Annotated in this window: 10 protein-coding genes; 3 read left to right on the top strand and 7 right to left on the bottom strand. The window is 61.5% G+C overall.

The window, feature by feature from the left end:
* Positions 1-571: 571 nt before the first annotated feature.
* The 7 genes from ACYZUC_RS06760 to ACYZUC_RS06730 form a co-directional block, all read right to left on the bottom strand.
* Positions 572-1,234 carry a flavin reductase family protein gene (locus tag ACYZUC_RS06760; RefSeq protein WP_008031517.1) on the bottom strand — a complete coding sequence of 221 codons (663 nt, stop codon included), beginning with the start codon at positions 1,232-1,234 and terminating at the stop codon, positions 572-574.
* Positions 1,235-1,246: 12 nt separating this feature from the next.
* Positions 1,247-2,734 (bottom strand): amidohydrolase family protein, encoded by a 1,488-nt coding sequence (locus ACYZUC_RS06755; RefSeq protein ID WP_461994522.1) that lies wholly within the window; start codon positions 2,732-2,734, stop codon positions 1,247-1,249.
* Positions 2,731-3,927, bottom strand: coding sequence for an amidohydrolase family protein (locus ACYZUC_RS06750; RefSeq protein ID WP_461994520.1), 1,197 nt, complete (start codon positions 3,925-3,927; stop codon positions 2,731-2,733). Before ACYZUC_RS06750 ends, ACYZUC_RS06755 begins: the two co-directional genes overlap by 4 nt.
* A gap of 131 nt (positions 3,928-4,058) precedes the next feature.
* Positions 4,059-5,111 (bottom strand): extracellular solute-binding protein, encoded by a 1,053-nt coding sequence (locus ACYZUC_RS06745; RefSeq protein WP_461994518.1) that lies wholly within the window; start codon positions 5,109-5,111, stop codon positions 4,059-4,061.
* Between the two features lie 20 nt (positions 5,112-5,131).
* Positions 5,132-5,920 (bottom strand): ABC transporter permease, encoded by a 789-nt coding sequence (locus tag ACYZUC_RS06740; RefSeq protein WP_092269384.1) that lies wholly within the window; start codon positions 5,918-5,920, stop codon positions 5,132-5,134.
* Positions 5,917-6,834, bottom strand: coding sequence for an ABC transporter permease (locus ACYZUC_RS06735; RefSeq protein ID WP_280163778.1), 918 nt, complete (start codon positions 6,832-6,834; stop codon positions 5,917-5,919). Before ACYZUC_RS06735 ends, ACYZUC_RS06740 begins: the two co-directional genes overlap by 4 nt.
* A 1-nt stretch (position 6,835) precedes the next feature.
* Positions 6,836-7,921, bottom strand: a complete 1,086-nt coding sequence (locus ACYZUC_RS06730) for an ABC transporter ATP-binding protein (protein WP_461994515.1) — start codon at positions 7,919-7,921, stop codon at positions 6,836-6,838.
* Positions 7,922-8,061: 140 nt separating this feature from the next.
* On the opposite strand from ACYZUC_RS06730, the gene ACYZUC_RS06725 reads away from it, so the two are divergent.
* From ACYZUC_RS06725 to ACYZUC_RS06715, 3 genes are all read left to right on the top strand, one after another.
* Entirely contained in the window at positions 8,062-8,751 is a 690-nt protein-coding gene (locus ACYZUC_RS06725) for a GntR family transcriptional regulator (RefSeq protein ID WP_461994513.1), read from the top strand.
* 230 nt (positions 8,752-8,981) lie between these two features.
* Positions 8,982-11,093 (top strand): hybrid sensor histidine kinase/response regulator, encoded by a 2,112-nt coding sequence (locus ACYZUC_RS06720; protein WP_461994512.1) that lies wholly within the window; start codon positions 8,982-8,984, stop codon positions 11,091-11,093.
* A 190-nt stretch (positions 11,094-11,283) separates the two neighbouring features.
* A complete protein-coding gene (locus ACYZUC_RS06715; RefSeq protein WP_461994509.1) occupies positions 11,284-13,917 on the top strand; it encodes an excinuclease ABC subunit UvrA in 2,634 nt (877 codons plus the stop codon).
* The last annotated feature ends 119 nt before the right edge of the window (positions 13,918-14,036 follow it).

Raw genomic sequence — 14,036 nt, 5'->3', positions numbered from 1 at the left:
GGAGCCGGCTTGCTGGCGATGGCGTCATCACGGCCACCACCTCTTCGCCAGCAAGCTGGCTCCTACATGATTGTGGGTATGCCGTTAATATTTCGCACAACACCGAACCTGTAGGAGCCGGCTTGCTGGCGATGGCGTCATAACGGCCACCACCGCTTCGCCAGCAAGCTGGCTCCTACATGATTGTGGGTATGCCGTTAATATTTCGCACAACACCGAACCTGTAGGAGCCGGCTTGCCGGCGATGGCGTCATAACGGCCACCACCGCTTCGCCAGCAAACGGAACGCCGCCCGGCCGCTCCTACATGATTGTGGGTATGCCGTTAATTTTCTGCACAACACCGAACCTGTAGGAGCCGGCTTGCCGGCGATGGCGTCATCACGGCCACCACTGCTTCGCCAGCAAGCTGGCTCCTACATGATTGTGGGTATGCCGTTAATTTTCTGCACAACACCGAACCTGTAGGAGCCGGCTTGCCGGCGATGGCGTCATAACGGCCACCACCGCTTCGCCAGCAAGCCGGCTCCTACAGGTCGAGGTCATCCTCAACCCTGCGATGATCTCGCGGACTATTTAGCCTCTGGCCAAAACCGCTCGCCACCGCCGGGCGCATCCGTCCACGCCTGCAACGACCGGGTCGGCAAATCGAAATAATCCCGCGTACGCGCGTACCCATGCCCACCCATTCGCCCGATCGCATCGAGTCCCAACTGATCGATGTACAGGGTTTTCGGGTCGATCAGTTCATCACGCACATGCGCCATCAGCACTTCGCCGAAGATGATCTCCCGCGACTGCCCGATGGACAACGCCATCATCCGTCGGCATTCCAGCGCCACGGGCGCCTCGCCAATCCGCGGGCATTTGACCGTGGTGCCGGGAATCGCGGTGAGTCCGGCGGCGGTCAGTTCGTCGAAACCGGGAGCGAAAGGCACGGCGCAGACGTTCATCGCTTCCACCAGCGCATCACTGACGATATTGACGGTGAATTCCTGATTGAGCTGGATATTGCGCGTGGTGTCCTTGGGGCTCTGGTCCCCATAGTTTTCCACGCCCAGTGCGAGGATCGGCGGGTCGGCGGACAGCGCGTTGAAGAAGCTGAACGGCGCGGCGTTGATCCGTCCTTCGCCATCAATCGTAGTGACCAACGCGATGGGCCGAGGCACCACGCTGCCGATCAGAATCTTGTATTTGTCCCGCGCACTGAGGGTGCTGAAGTCGAAGCTTTGCATGGGCAGAAATCTCTAAGGAAGGGGATCAATCGCGCTCAGCGGCGCCTGTGCGCTGTAGTCATCGGCGAACGGGATGGCCGGTTTGAACAGGCTTTTCCAGTCCGGTCGACCGAAGGCCCGGTCGCTGTGGCTGCGCATCAGTGTTTCGAATTGTCGTTGGGCCTGGCGTTGCAGGGCGGGGTAGTCGGCGCCTTGAACCTGTCCGTCCTGCATCACGCTGCGGCCATCGATGTAGCTGGCGATGCAGTCGTCACCGCGTCCGGCCAGCACCAGGTTTTTCAATGGATCGAACAGCGGCCCGAGGTGCAGGCCGCGAAGGTTGAACACTGTAATGTCGGCCTTGGCTCCCGGCGCCAGACGACCGATGTCGTCACGCCCCAAGGCCTTGGCGCCCCCGAGCGTGGCGGCGTTGTAAAAATCCAGGGCACTGGTCATCGAACCTCCGCCCTCCATCAAGCGAGCGATGTTCAACCCCTGACGCATGTTCTCCAGCAGGTCCGCCGGCCAGGTGTCGGTGCCCAGCGCAAAGTTGATGCCCTTGGTCCGATAGCGTCCGAACGAGTTCAGCGCCTCGCCGTCCCTGGCAAACACCACCGGGCAATGGACCAGGCTCGCGCCGCCATCCACCAGCCGTTGCAGGTCTGCATCACCTTGGGTGTAAATGCCGTGGGGTAGCAGGCTGCGCGGGGTCAGCAGGTTCAACTGCTCCAGCCAGGCCAGCGGCGAAACACCCCGCAACTGCTCGACCATCGCCACTTCGCCGAGCCCCTGACAGCAATGCAAGCGCATCGGCGCATTCAGCTCGCGGCTCAGCGCGGCAGTGCGTTGCAGCAGCGCCGGGGTGCAGGTCTGGATTCGATCCGGCAGCAGCGCGCCGCGAATCAAACCGTCATGTGCACCGTCGAAATCCTGGAAGAACCGTGCCGCAGCGTCGAGCCCGGCCAGGCCCCGCGCTTCATCCCAGTGATGCCCGAGACTTCCGTCAGCGCGCCAATAACTCATGCCACTCATGTAGCAGGGACCGAGGTAAGTCCGCAGTCCCAGCTCGGCCGCCACGCCGGCCACCGCAGCAAATTCATCGTAGGTCTCGGCCCACTCGCGGTAATACATCGAGGTGATCGGCATGGCGGTGGTGATGCCGTTGCGGATCAGTTGCGTGAAGGCGTAGCGGTATTTGAAAACCTCTTCATCCGCGCTGTAACTCTCGCGCGGACCGGCCGCCAGATAGTCCTCGGACCACATCCGACCCATGTCGCGTTCATCGCCGTTGTCCAGCGTCAGCACCGTGGAATCGAGGTCGCCGAGTGCATCCAGATCGATGAAGCCGGGACCGATCAGCGCGTTGCCGTAATCGACCCACTGATCCACCGGTCCCGAATAACCGCGCCCGACAAACACAATGCGTGAGCCCTCGAACACCACTTCGCCGTCGCGCCACAGCACATGTTGCGTGCCGTCGAAGCCGACCACGCAGCTGCTTTTCAGGGCGATGCGCTTCACAACCGGCTTTCCAGCAGTCGACCACCTGCGGCAATCAGCTCGCCGCGCCGATAGACCTGTCGCGGCAGCCGCGCCACCACGGCTTCACCCAGCGTTTGCACCGGCATCAACAGGAAGTCCGCCGGTTGACCGAGCTCCACGCCATAATCCTCGCAGCCCAACGCCAGCGCACCATTCACCGTTGCTGCTGCAAACGCCGCCGCCAGTTCCTCGTCCTTGTTCAAGTCGAAACGGAACGCCAGCAGCATCGCCCGTTCCAGCATGTCGCCGTTGCCCATGGGCGACCAGGCGTCGCGGATGCCGTCCGAACCCAGGCACACGTTGACCCCGGCCTCGCGCAACGCCAGGAACGGCGGCACCGCACAATCGGCCGGTGCCGAACTCATCAACGAAATGCCCAACGCCGCCAAGCGTTCGGCCACGGGTTTGACCTGGCTCCAAGGCAACATCCCGAGGCAATAGGCGTGGCTGATCATCACTCGGCCATGGCGCCCGAAATGCTCGGTGTAATCGGCGATCAGCGCGATTTGCCACAGGCCCAGTTCACCCTTGTCGTGCAGGTGAATATCGACGCCACGGTCGAATTCGCTGGCCAGTTTGAACACGAAATCCAGTTGGGCGACGGGGTCGTTGTCGATGCCGCACGGGTCGAGACCCCCGACGTTTTCCACGCCAAGGGCCATGGCCTCGCGCATCAGTTCGGCGGTGCCGGGGCGGCTGATCAGGCCGGTTTGCGGGAATACCACCAGTTGCAGGTCGATCAGGTCGCGGTAGCGTTCGCGCAGTTGTTGCATGGCTTCGACGTGACGCAGGCCGAAATCCGGGTCGATGTCGACGTGGCAACGCATGGTCAGCGAACCACGGGCGATGCAGTTTTCCAGCAGGGCGCCGGCCCGCTCGGCGATGGGACTGTCGATTTCACGCAGCACGCGGCGCTCGTTGGCGATGTAGTCCTTGAGCGTCGGCCCGGCGCTGTTCGGGCGCCAGGGTTGGCCCCATAGGGTTTTGTCGAGGTGGACGTGGCTTTCCACCAGGGCCGGGGTGAGCAGTTGGTTCTGGCCGTTGATGTCGGTGGCATTCAGTGGCGAGGACGATGCCGGGCGGCGTTGTTTGAACAGGCCGTTTTCGATCAGCAGGTCTTCGGCGGTGGAACCGTAGGGCCGCACGTTGCGCAGCCAGCGGGGGTGATTCATTGCATACCTCGAATTTTGTGGTGTTCAGGCGGGCCTCTTCGCGGGCAAGCCTCGCTCCTACAGGTCCTGCGCTGCTCTTGTAGGAGCGAGGCTTGCCCGCGAAGGCCGCAACTCGGTCTCAAGCCGAGCAATCAGCCCTTGAGCTTCGACCAGATCCGGTCCTGCAGCTCACGCGCCTTGTTGCTGCACTCTTTCTCAGGACGCAGGCGCGAGGCGAACTCGTCGGGCATGTTGATCGCGTCCATCACCCGCCATTTGGCGTCGATCAATTTGTCGCTCTGAATGCCATTGTCGTAGGCGATCGCGTTGGACACGGCGGCGGCGTTTTCCGGTTTCATCATCCAGTCGATGAAGATCTTCGCGTTGCCGGGGTGCGGCGCGCTTTTCGGTACGGCGAAGTTGTCCTGGAACATCGCCAGGCCTTCACGCGGATATACGTACTTGATGCTGCTCTTCTGCAACGTGGCCCGGGCGGTGGAGCCGTTCCAGTTTTGCATCATGATCACTTCACCAGAGGCCATGCGGTCGACGGTGTTGTCCGAGCTGTACATCTTCAGGAACGGTTTCTGCTTTTGCAGCAGTTCCAGAATGCGCTTGGCGTCCTGCGGGTTTTCGCTGCACTCGTCGACGTTGAGATAGTGGCTGGCGGCGTTGATCACGCTGCTGGAGGTGTCGAGCGCGGCGAGCTGGCCTTGCAGCTCCTTGCGTGGCTCGAAGAACTCCTTCCACGAATCGTCCAGTTTGCCGCCCGGCACGCGCGCGCTGTCATAGGAAAATCCGGTGGTGCCCCACAGGTACGGCGCCGAGAACTTGCGACCGGGGTCGAAGCTCGGGTCGCGGAACGCCGGTTTGACGTGCTGGAAATTGGGCAGGGTCGACGCGTCGATTTCCAGCAGCAGGTTCTGATTGATCAGCGTGCGCATGATCGACTGCGACGGCACGATCACGTCATACGCCGCACCACCGGCCTGCAACTTGGCGAGCAGGGTTTCGTTGCTGTCGTAGCCGTCCATGGTGACCTTGATGCCGGTCTCCTTTTCGAATTTGGCCAGCAGGTCCACCGGGTAGTAATCGGTCCAGTTGTAGAAGAACAACTCCTTGGGCTCGGCGGCCTGGGCGCCGAACGCGGTGAAGCAACTCAGGGCCAGACCGGTGACGGCGAAACACATGTTTTTCATTTTCATGTTTTTGTGCGCTCCAGGATTTATTGGTTTTTGCCGCGCTGTCCCAGCCAGAAGGCCAGCACCACCAGCACGATGGAAATCACCAGCATCAGGGTCGAGATCGCGTTGATCTCCGGCGTCACGCCGGCCTTGATCGCCGAGAAGATGTACACCGGCAAGGTCGTCGAACCCGGCCCGGCAACAAAGAAGGTCATGATGAAATCGTCGAGGCTGACCACGAACGCCAGCACCGAACCGGACAACACCGCCGGCCACAGCAACGGCAACGTCACCCGGCGAAATACCTGCCACGGGTTGGCGTACAAATCGTTCGCCGCCTCCAGCAGGCTTTTGTCGAGGTCGTTGAGCCGCGCGCGAATCGGCAGGTACGCGAAGGGAATGCAGAAGCCGATGTGCGCGACAATCACCGTCAGCAAACCGAGCTTGATCCCCAGCGCCATGAACAGCAGCAGCGTGGCAACAGCGGTGACGATTTCCGGCAGGATCAGCGGCAGGTTGATCCCGCCCTCGACCATTTTCTGTCCATAGAACGGCCGGTAAGTCGCCAGCGCCGCGAGCAGCGCAATGGCCGTGGCGCAGACCGTGGCGATGCTGGCGACGATGATCGAGTTCAGCGCTGCGGTCTGGATCGACGGGTTGGCCAGAATCCGCCCGTACCAGGCGAACGAAAACTCGGTCCACACCGTCGCCGAACGGTTGGCGTTGAAGCTGTAGGCGATCAAGACAAAAATCGGCACGTACAGATAGGCCAGGATCAGCAGGCTGACTTCGCGGGTCAGCGGCAGTTTTTTCAGGTGCAGGGCGATCATGCGGAGGCTCCCCGACGTAGAGTTTTGGCGGCGCTGCGGCTATAGAGGGCGTAACCCACCAGCGACAGCAGCAGAATCCCCAGCAACAGGAACGACAGCGAACTGCCCAGCGGCCAGTTGCGCGCGGTGCCGAACTGTTGCTGGATCAGGTTGCCGATCATCAGCGTCTTGCCGCCGCCGAGAATCGCCGGGGTGATGAAGGCGCCGAGGCTCGGCACGAACACCAGCAGCGCGCCGGCAATCACGCCAGGCATCGACAGCGGCAGGATGATTCGCTTCAGCGCGTGCCAGCGGTTGGCGCCCAGGTCGTAGGCCGCTTCCACCAGGCGCCAGTCGAGTTTTTCCAGGGTCGAATAGATCGGCAAAATCATGAACGGCAGGAAGCTATAAACCAGCCCGACGCTGACGGCGAAGTCGTTGTAGAGCAGGGTGATGCCGCCCGCCTGCGGGAACAGCGTGTTGAGGCTCTGCGCGACCCAACCGTGTTCACGCAGGATGATCAGCCAGGCGTAGTTGCGGATCAGCAGGTTGGTCCAGAACGGAATGGTGATCAGCAAAACCATGAGGTTGCGCCGGCGCGGGGTCAGGCTCGACATCCACAACGCCACCGGGAAGCCGAACAGGAAACATAACAGCGTCGTGCCGCCGGCCTGGAACACCGAGCGCAACAAGGCTTGGGCATAGACCCAGTTCAGCTCCAGTTCACCGTCGAATCCTTCCTGGAAAAACAGCTGCACGTAGCTTTGCAATTGCCAGTTGGCTTGCCAGTCGACGCCGCCGTAGACGTTGCGCGGCAACAGGCTGATGTAGCCCATGATGCCCAGCGGAATCGCGATCAGTGCCAGCAAAGTCAAGACCACCGGGCTGAGCAACAGCGCGCGGTTGAGAGCGGGGGAAGTGCTGCTGACGCTCATCTCAGGCCTCCATCAACAGGCAGGCGTGGGGCGGCAGATTGACCGCGACACGATCACCCACCACCCGGCCACGGTTCAGGCCTTCGTTGTTCTCGCGCAGCATGACCTTGATGTCGTTGTTCAAGCGGCACTGATAAAGCGTCGCGGTGCCGACATACAACACCGCTTCGATCACGCCGCGCAGGTGATGGGGTTGCTCAACGTCGACCAGTTGCGAGCGCTCCGGGCGGAACGCCAGTTGCACGTTGTTGCCGTCGAAACCCTGAGCCGGGCAGGGGATCTCCACCGGCATGCCGCTGGGCACGAAGAGCTTTTCGTTCTGCTGGCCGCGTTTGAGATGACCGGGCAGGAAATTGATGTCGCCGATGAACTGGGCGACGAACTGATGCTGCGGCCGTTCGTAAATATCGTTGGGTGTACCGATCTGCAGGATCTTGCCGGCGGACATCACGGCAATCCGGTCGGACAGCGTCAGCGCTTCTTCCTGATCGTGGGTGACGAAAATGAAGGTGATCCCGGCTTCCTTCTGCACGCGCTTGAGTTCGACCTGCATCTCTTTACGCAGCTTGAGGTCGAGCGCCGACAGGGGTTCGTCGAGCAACAACACTTTCGGTTTTGGCGCCAGGGCTCGCGCCAGAGCCACGCGTTGTTGCTGACCACCGGACAACTCGGCGGGTTTGCGCCTGGCCAGGTGTTGCATTTGCACCAGCGCCAGCATCTCATCGACACGCCGAGGAATAACCTTGTGATCAAGGCCCTGCATCTCGAGCCCGAAGGCGATATTCTGCGCGACGCTCATGTGTGGAAACAGCGCATAGCTCTGAAAGACGGTATTGACCCGGCGCTTGAACGGCGGCAAGTCGTTGACCGGTTCGCCGGCGAGACGGATCTCGCCTTCGCTGACATGTTCGAAACCGGCGATGGTGCGCAGCAGGGTGGTTTTGCCACAGCCGGACGGGCCGAGCAGGGTGAAAAATTCGTTGTCGGCAATGTCGACTGACACGTTGTCGAGGGCTGGAGCCAGCCCCGGATCGTCGGAATACCGTTTTGAGACGTTACGCACTTCGATAGCTATTGGTTGACCCATAATGGTGCAATCCTCTAATTATTGTATGCAATATCTGGATGCAATCTACAAATAACCGGATTAATCTGCTCGTGCAACCCCCTTTTTCAAAGGCTGCTCATCGCCTGGGGCCGGTTGTTTAGCGCTAAAGGAGTGTTGAGATGACCGAGAAGAAACTCGAGACCACGGTCGACCGCGTCTACCAAGGGGTTTACGAGGCGATCAGCAAGCGTTCGTTGCGTCCTGGCATGAAGCTTGGGGAGACTTCGCTGGCCGAACTTTTTAATGTCAGCCGAACGTCGGTTCGTGCCGCGCTCAAGCAATTGGAGGCGGATGGATTGGTGACGACCGAGCCCAATAAGGGTGCATCGGTGTCGTTGCCCAGCGATGAAGAGATCCGTTCGCTGTTTGAAACGCGACGCCTGATCGAGATCGGCATCGTCACCGAGCTCTGCCGGCGTCGTGACACCGCCGTGACCCGTGACCTGCGCGATCACCTGTTGCTCGAGGATGAAGCGCACCGCAGCGGCGACCATGAACGGCTGATTCATCTGCTCGGCGAGTTCCACATCAAACTCGCGCAAAGCCTGAACAATCCGGTGTTGCTGGACTGGTTCCGCAAACTGATCTCCCGCGCCTCGCTGTACGCCGCCGCGCTGGACGACGACAGCCACGAAGCCTGCCGCGACGATGAGCACCTGCGCCTGATCGAGTACATCGAGGCCGGTAACCAGAGCGCCGCCATCGAACTGACCTGCATCCATTTGAACGGCATCGAGAAGGCGATCCTGGACGTCGCCGCCACGTTGAAAACGGGGTATCACCCGCTCAAACATCTGATTGAGGTTTGATCACCAAGCTTGAATTTGACTGGGAAACTGTGGGAGTGAGCCTGCTCGCGATAGCGGTGCAACAGTCGATGAAGATGTCGAGTGTCACGCCCTCATCGCGAGCAAGCCCGCTCCCACAGGGATCTGTGGTTGCCATAGATCCCGTGAGAATCAGCTAACCTCTATGAAACCATTGGCATCCGCAGTGCTCGAAACAAACGGGCGCCAATCACAGGACACAGAGCCAGTCGATGCAGTTTCTAGACGATAGCCACGGGTGTGCTGGATGGAACGGTGAAATGGCCGGACGCATCCGTGCGTTCGACTGGAATCGCACCGAACTGGGAAGCCTGGAGACCTGGCCCGCCAGCCTGTGCAGCGCGGTGCAATTGCTGCTCGCGTCGCCGCTGCCGATGGTGATGCTCTGGGGCCGCCCCGGCTACATGATCTATAACGATGCGTACTCGTCGTTCGCCGGTGGCCGACATCCTTATCTGTTGGGCTCTCCGGTGGAGCTGGGCTGGCCGGAAGTCGCCGAATTCAATCGTCATGTGGTCGACACTTGCCTGGCGGGCGGCACCTTGTCCTATCGCAACAAAGAGCTGGTGCTGTTGCGCGACGGCGTCCCCGAAGACGTCTGGCTGGACCTCTATTACAGCCCGGTGGCGAATGACGAGGGGACGCCGGCCGGGGTCATGGCGATGGTGGTCGAAACCACGGAGCATGTGATTTCCGAACGCCGGCGCCAGGAGGCCGAAGACGCCTACCACGCCGACAATGAACGGGTGCGCCTGGCGTTGAACGCCGGGGCCTTGCTCGGCTCGTTTGTCTGGGACATCAAAGGCAATCGGCTCTCCGGCGATGAACGCTTTGCCCGGACCTTTTCCTTCCCGGCCGAGCATGATCTGGGCAACCTGCCAACGGAATTCGCCGAAGCGCGGATTCATCCCGACGACCGCAGTTGGGTCAATGAGCAAGTCAATCAATCCATCACCACCGGTGAGCCCTTCAACGCCGAATATCGGGTCCTGCGTCCCGACGGCAGTTACCTGTGGGTGCAGGCCAGCGGTTGCTGCGAATTCGATGAACAGGGTGAGCCGTTCCGCTTTCCCGGTGTGTTGATCGACATCCACGAACGCAAGACCGCCGAAGAGTCCCTGCTCAAATTCACCCGAAACCTGGAGCAACGCGTCGCCGACGAAGTCGAAGCGAGGCTGGCGGCGGAAGAGCAACTGCGCCAGTCGCAGAAGCTCGAAGCCATCGGCGGTCTCACGGGGGGCGTGGCCCATGACTTCAATAACCTGCTGCAAGTGATCGCCGGCAACCTGCACCTGCTGGCGCGGCATGAACCGGACAATGCCAACGTGCAGCGTCGGGTCTCGGCGTCGATTGCGGCGGTGGAGCGTGGCGCGAAACTGTCTTCGCAATTGCTCGCCTTCGCCCGCCGTCAGCCGCTGTCGCCGGCGGTCTGCGACCCACGACAGATCTTCGAAGGCCTGGGCGAGCTGCTACAACGGGCACTGGGCGAAACCATCCAGATCGATGTGCGGCTGCCTCAAGCGACCTGGCACATCAATGTTGATCGCAACCAACTGGAAAACGCCATTCTCAATCTCGCGATCAATGCCCGTGACGCCATGGCGGGCGAAGGCACCATTGAACTGAGCGCCGAGAACGTTGACCTCGACCGCAAGTTCTGCGCGGGTAAAGGTATTGCGCCTGGCGATTACGTGCGCGTCGCCGTGGCGGATACCGGCGTCGGCATGTCAGCCGAAGTGCTCGCACAAGCGTTCGAACCGTTTTTCACCACCAAGGCCGACGGTCAGGGGACCGGGCTGGGGCTGAGCATGGTGTTCGGCTTCGTCAAACAGAGCGGCGGGCATATCGAAATGTCCAGCGTCGAGGGGCAGGGCACGCGCGTGCAGTTGTATTTTCCACGCAGCCTGCGACCGTTGCCGAGTGAAACCACGGGCCCTGATGCGCAACATCGCGGCGGCCACGAAACCATTCTGGTGGTCGAGGACAACGAGGCTGTGCGTAGCTCGGCGGTGGAGTTGTTGCGTGAAGAGGGTTATCAAGTCCTGACGGCGGCCAACGCCGACGCCGCCATGCAGATGTTGCTCGAAGGCGTGGTGGTTCAGCTGATTTTCACCGACGTGGTCATGCCCGGCCTGATCAAAAGCTCGGACCTGGCCGCCTGGGCCAAAGTGCAAACGCCACCGGTGGCCGTACTGTTCACGTCCGGCCACACTCGTGACATTATTTCGCGCAATCACCAACTCAGCCCCGACACTTTTTTGCTGAGCAAACCCTACGGCCCCGAGGCGCTGACCCGAATGGTCCGCACCGTCCTCAACGGCTGAACACACAATCGGACGGCTGAACACCGAACCCTGTAGGAGCCGGCTTGCTGGCGATGGCGTCCTGCCAGCCGATAAAGATATCGCCTGACACACCGCCATCGCCAGCAAACGGAACGCCGCCCGGCCGCTCCTACAATTGGATCGCGTAAATTCCCGGTAATCCTTCGAACCTTCTGATCAAGGCCACCTGATGACTTCCAAGCGCACCTCCAATCCTCCTTCCGGCATGGTCAGGGTACGCGGGGCCCGTGAACACAACCTCAAGAACATCGACGTCGATATCCCCCGTGATGCGCTGGTGGTGTTCACCGGCGTTTCCGGTTCAGGGAAGTCATCCCTGGCGTTTTCGACCCTGTACGCCGAAGCGCAACGCCGTTATTTTGAATCTGTGGCGCCGTATGCGCGGCGTCTGATCGACCAGGTCGGTGTGCCAGATGTCGATTCCATCGAAGGCCTGCCGCCAGCGGTCGCCTTGCAACAACAGCGGGGCACGCCGAGCACGCGGTCTTCGGTGGGCAGCGTGACCACATTGTCGAGCCTGATCCGCATGCTGTATTCGCGCGCCGGCAGCTATCCGCCGGGGCAACCGATGCTCTACGCCGAAGACTTTTCACCGAACACGCCCCAGGGCGCCTGCCCTGAATGTCATGGTTTGGGCCGGGTCTATGAAGTCACCGAAGCGCTGATGGTCCCGGATCCGAGCCTGACCATTCGCCAGCGCGCGGTCGCTTCCTGGCCCACGGCGTGGCAAGGGCAGAACCTGCGGGACATCCTCGTGACCATGGGCTACGACGTCGATAAACCCTGGCGCGACCTGCCGAAAAAGCTGCGTGACTGGATTCTCTTCACCGAAGAAACCCCGACCGTTCCGGTGTATGCCGGGCTCACACCCGAAGAAACCAAAGTCGCGCTCAAGCGCAACATGGAGCCGAGTTACCAGGGCACCTTCACCGGTGCCCGGCGCTACATCCTGCACACGTTCACCCACTCGCAAAGTGCGCTGATGAAGAAGCGCGTCTCGCAATTCATGCTCGGCAGCCCTTGCCCGCTGTGCGACGGCAAGCGCCTGAAGCGCGAGGCGTTGTCGGTGACCTTTGCCGGTTACGACATCGGCGAGTTGGCGCAAATGCCGTTGCTGCAAGTGGCCGACGTATTGAAACCAGTGGCGGCGCACAGTTACCTCGATCAGGCCGATGAGGCGGGCGAGGTCTTGACCCATGAGCAGACCCGCGAGGCCCGTGAGCAGCGAGTGGCCCACGGCGCCAGTGGTCACGCCCATGCGCCGGATGTGCGCCACACGCCGAACCTGTCGGTGGAAAAACGCCTGGCTGCGCAACGCATCGCCCAGGATTTGCTGGAGCGGGTCAGCACGTTGACGGACCTGGGGCTCGGTTACCTGGCGCTCGAACGCAGCACGCCGACGTTGTCGTCCGGCGAGTTGCAGCGCCTGCGTCTGGCGACGCAATTGGGTTCGCAGTTGTTCGGGGTGATTTACGTGCTGGACGAACCGTCGGCCGGTCTGCACCCGGCGGATGGCGAGGCGCTGTTCGAAGCCCTGCAACGCTTGAAAGCGGCGGGCAACACGCTGTTTGTGGTCGAGCATGATCTGGAAACCATGCGCCGCGCCGACTGGTTGATCGATGTCGGACCGGCGGCGGGCGAGCATGGCGGCCGGATTCTGTACAGCGGTCCACCGCAGGGCCTGGCCGACGTGACGCACTCGCAGACCCGCGCCTACCTGTTCGCCGATCAGGTCAGGCTGCCGCGAGCCAGCCGCAAGCCGACCGATTGGCTACGGCTGGAAGGCATCACTCGCAACAACCTGAGTAACCTCAGTGTCGAGTTTCCGCTGGGCTGTTTCACCTCGGTGACCGGTGTCTCGGGTTCCGGTAAATCAAGCCTGGTCAGCCAGGCGTTGCTGGAACTGGTGGGCGCGCATCTCGGGCGCGCAGCCAGTGACAGCGAGGCAGAAGAATTGAGCCTTGAGGACGATGCACCGCAAGTCAGTGGCGGTCAGGTCAGCGCAGGGCTGGAGTCGATCAAGCGGCTGGTGCAAGTCGATCAGAAACCCATCGGCCGCACGCCGCGCTCTAACCTGGCGACTTACACCGAGCTGTTCGACAACGTGCGCAAACTCTACGCCGCCACGCCCGAGGCGCAAGCCAAGGGCTACGACGCCGGTCAGTTCTCCTTCAACGTCGCCAAGGGCCGCTGCCCGACCTGCGAAGGCGAAGGTTTTGTCAGCGTCGAATTGCTGTTCATGCCGAGCGTCTACGCACCATGCCCAACTTGCCATGGCGCCCGTTACAACCCCGAGACGCTGGCGATTACCTGGCAGGGATTGAGCATTGCGCAGATATTGCAATTGACGGTGGATGAAGCGGTCGAGGTGTTTGCCGAGCAATCGGGTATTCGCCGCTCACTGGAAGTGCTGCGCGATATCGGCCTGGGTTACCTGCGGCTCGGCCAACCGGCGACCGAGTTGTCGGGCGGCGAAGCCCAGCGCATCAAACTGGCCACCGAACTGCAACGCAACCAGCGCGGGGCAACGCTTTACGTGCTTGACGAACCCACCACCGGGTTGCACCCGCGGGATGTCGATCGCTTGCTCGAACAGTTGAATACGCTGGTGACGGCGGGGCACACGGTGATCGTCGTCGAACATGAAATGCGCGTGGTAGCGCAGAGTGATTGGGTAATCGACATCGGGCCGGGGGCAGGGGATCAGGGCGGCAAGATTGTCGTGGCGGGCCCACCGCAGAAAGTCGCCAGCAGCAAAAAAAGCCGAACCGCGCCGTTCCTCGCCAGAACCCTCAATGCGTAGGGGGCCGGCTTGCTGGCGATGGACGGACAAAGGTTTGTCGCGTTTGCGCCAGGACGACGAACGGACACCGCTGGTCTGATAGGCGGTCGACAGAACCTGCCAACCGAGGCCATTCTGAT

This window comes from Pseudomonas sp. GT1P32 (assembly GCF_054897805.1).
Note: the sequence above shows the minus strand (reverse complement) of the source record. Positions and strands in the feature narration are given on the sequence as shown.

Coding starts and splice junctions, on each gene's coding strand:
- ACYZUC_RS06750 (WP_461994520.1), bottom strand. CDS start 3,927: ATGAATCACCCCCGCTGGCTGCGCAACGTGCGGCCCTACGGTTCCACC.
- ACYZUC_RS06725 (WP_461994513.1), top strand. CDS start 8,062: ATGACCGAGAAGAAACTCGAGACCACGGTCGACCGCGTCTACCAAGGG.
- ACYZUC_RS06735 (WP_280163778.1), bottom strand. CDS start 6,834: ATGAGCGTCAGCAGCACTTCCCCCGCTCTCAACCGCGCGCTGTTGCTC.
- ACYZUC_RS06720 (WP_461994512.1), top strand. CDS start 8,982: ATGCAGTTTCTAGACGATAGCCACGGGTGTGCTGGATGGAACGGTGAA.
- ACYZUC_RS06730 (WP_461994515.1), bottom strand. CDS start 7,921: ATGGGTCAACCAATAGCTATCGAAGTGCGTAACGTCTCAAAACGGTAT.
- ACYZUC_RS06715 (WP_461994509.1), top strand. CDS start 11,284: ATGACTTCCAAGCGCACCTCCAATCCTCCTTCCGGCATGGTCAGGGTA.
- ACYZUC_RS06760 (WP_008031517.1), bottom strand. CDS start 1,234: ATGCAAAGCTTCGACTTCAGCACCCTCAGTGCGCGGGACAAATACAAG.
- ACYZUC_RS06745 (WP_461994518.1), bottom strand. CDS start 5,111: ATGAAAATGAAAAACATGTGTTTCGCCGTCACCGGTCTGGCCCTGAGT.
- ACYZUC_RS06740 (WP_092269384.1), bottom strand. CDS start 5,920: ATGATCGCCCTGCACCTGAAAAAACTGCCGCTGACCCGCGAAGTCAGC.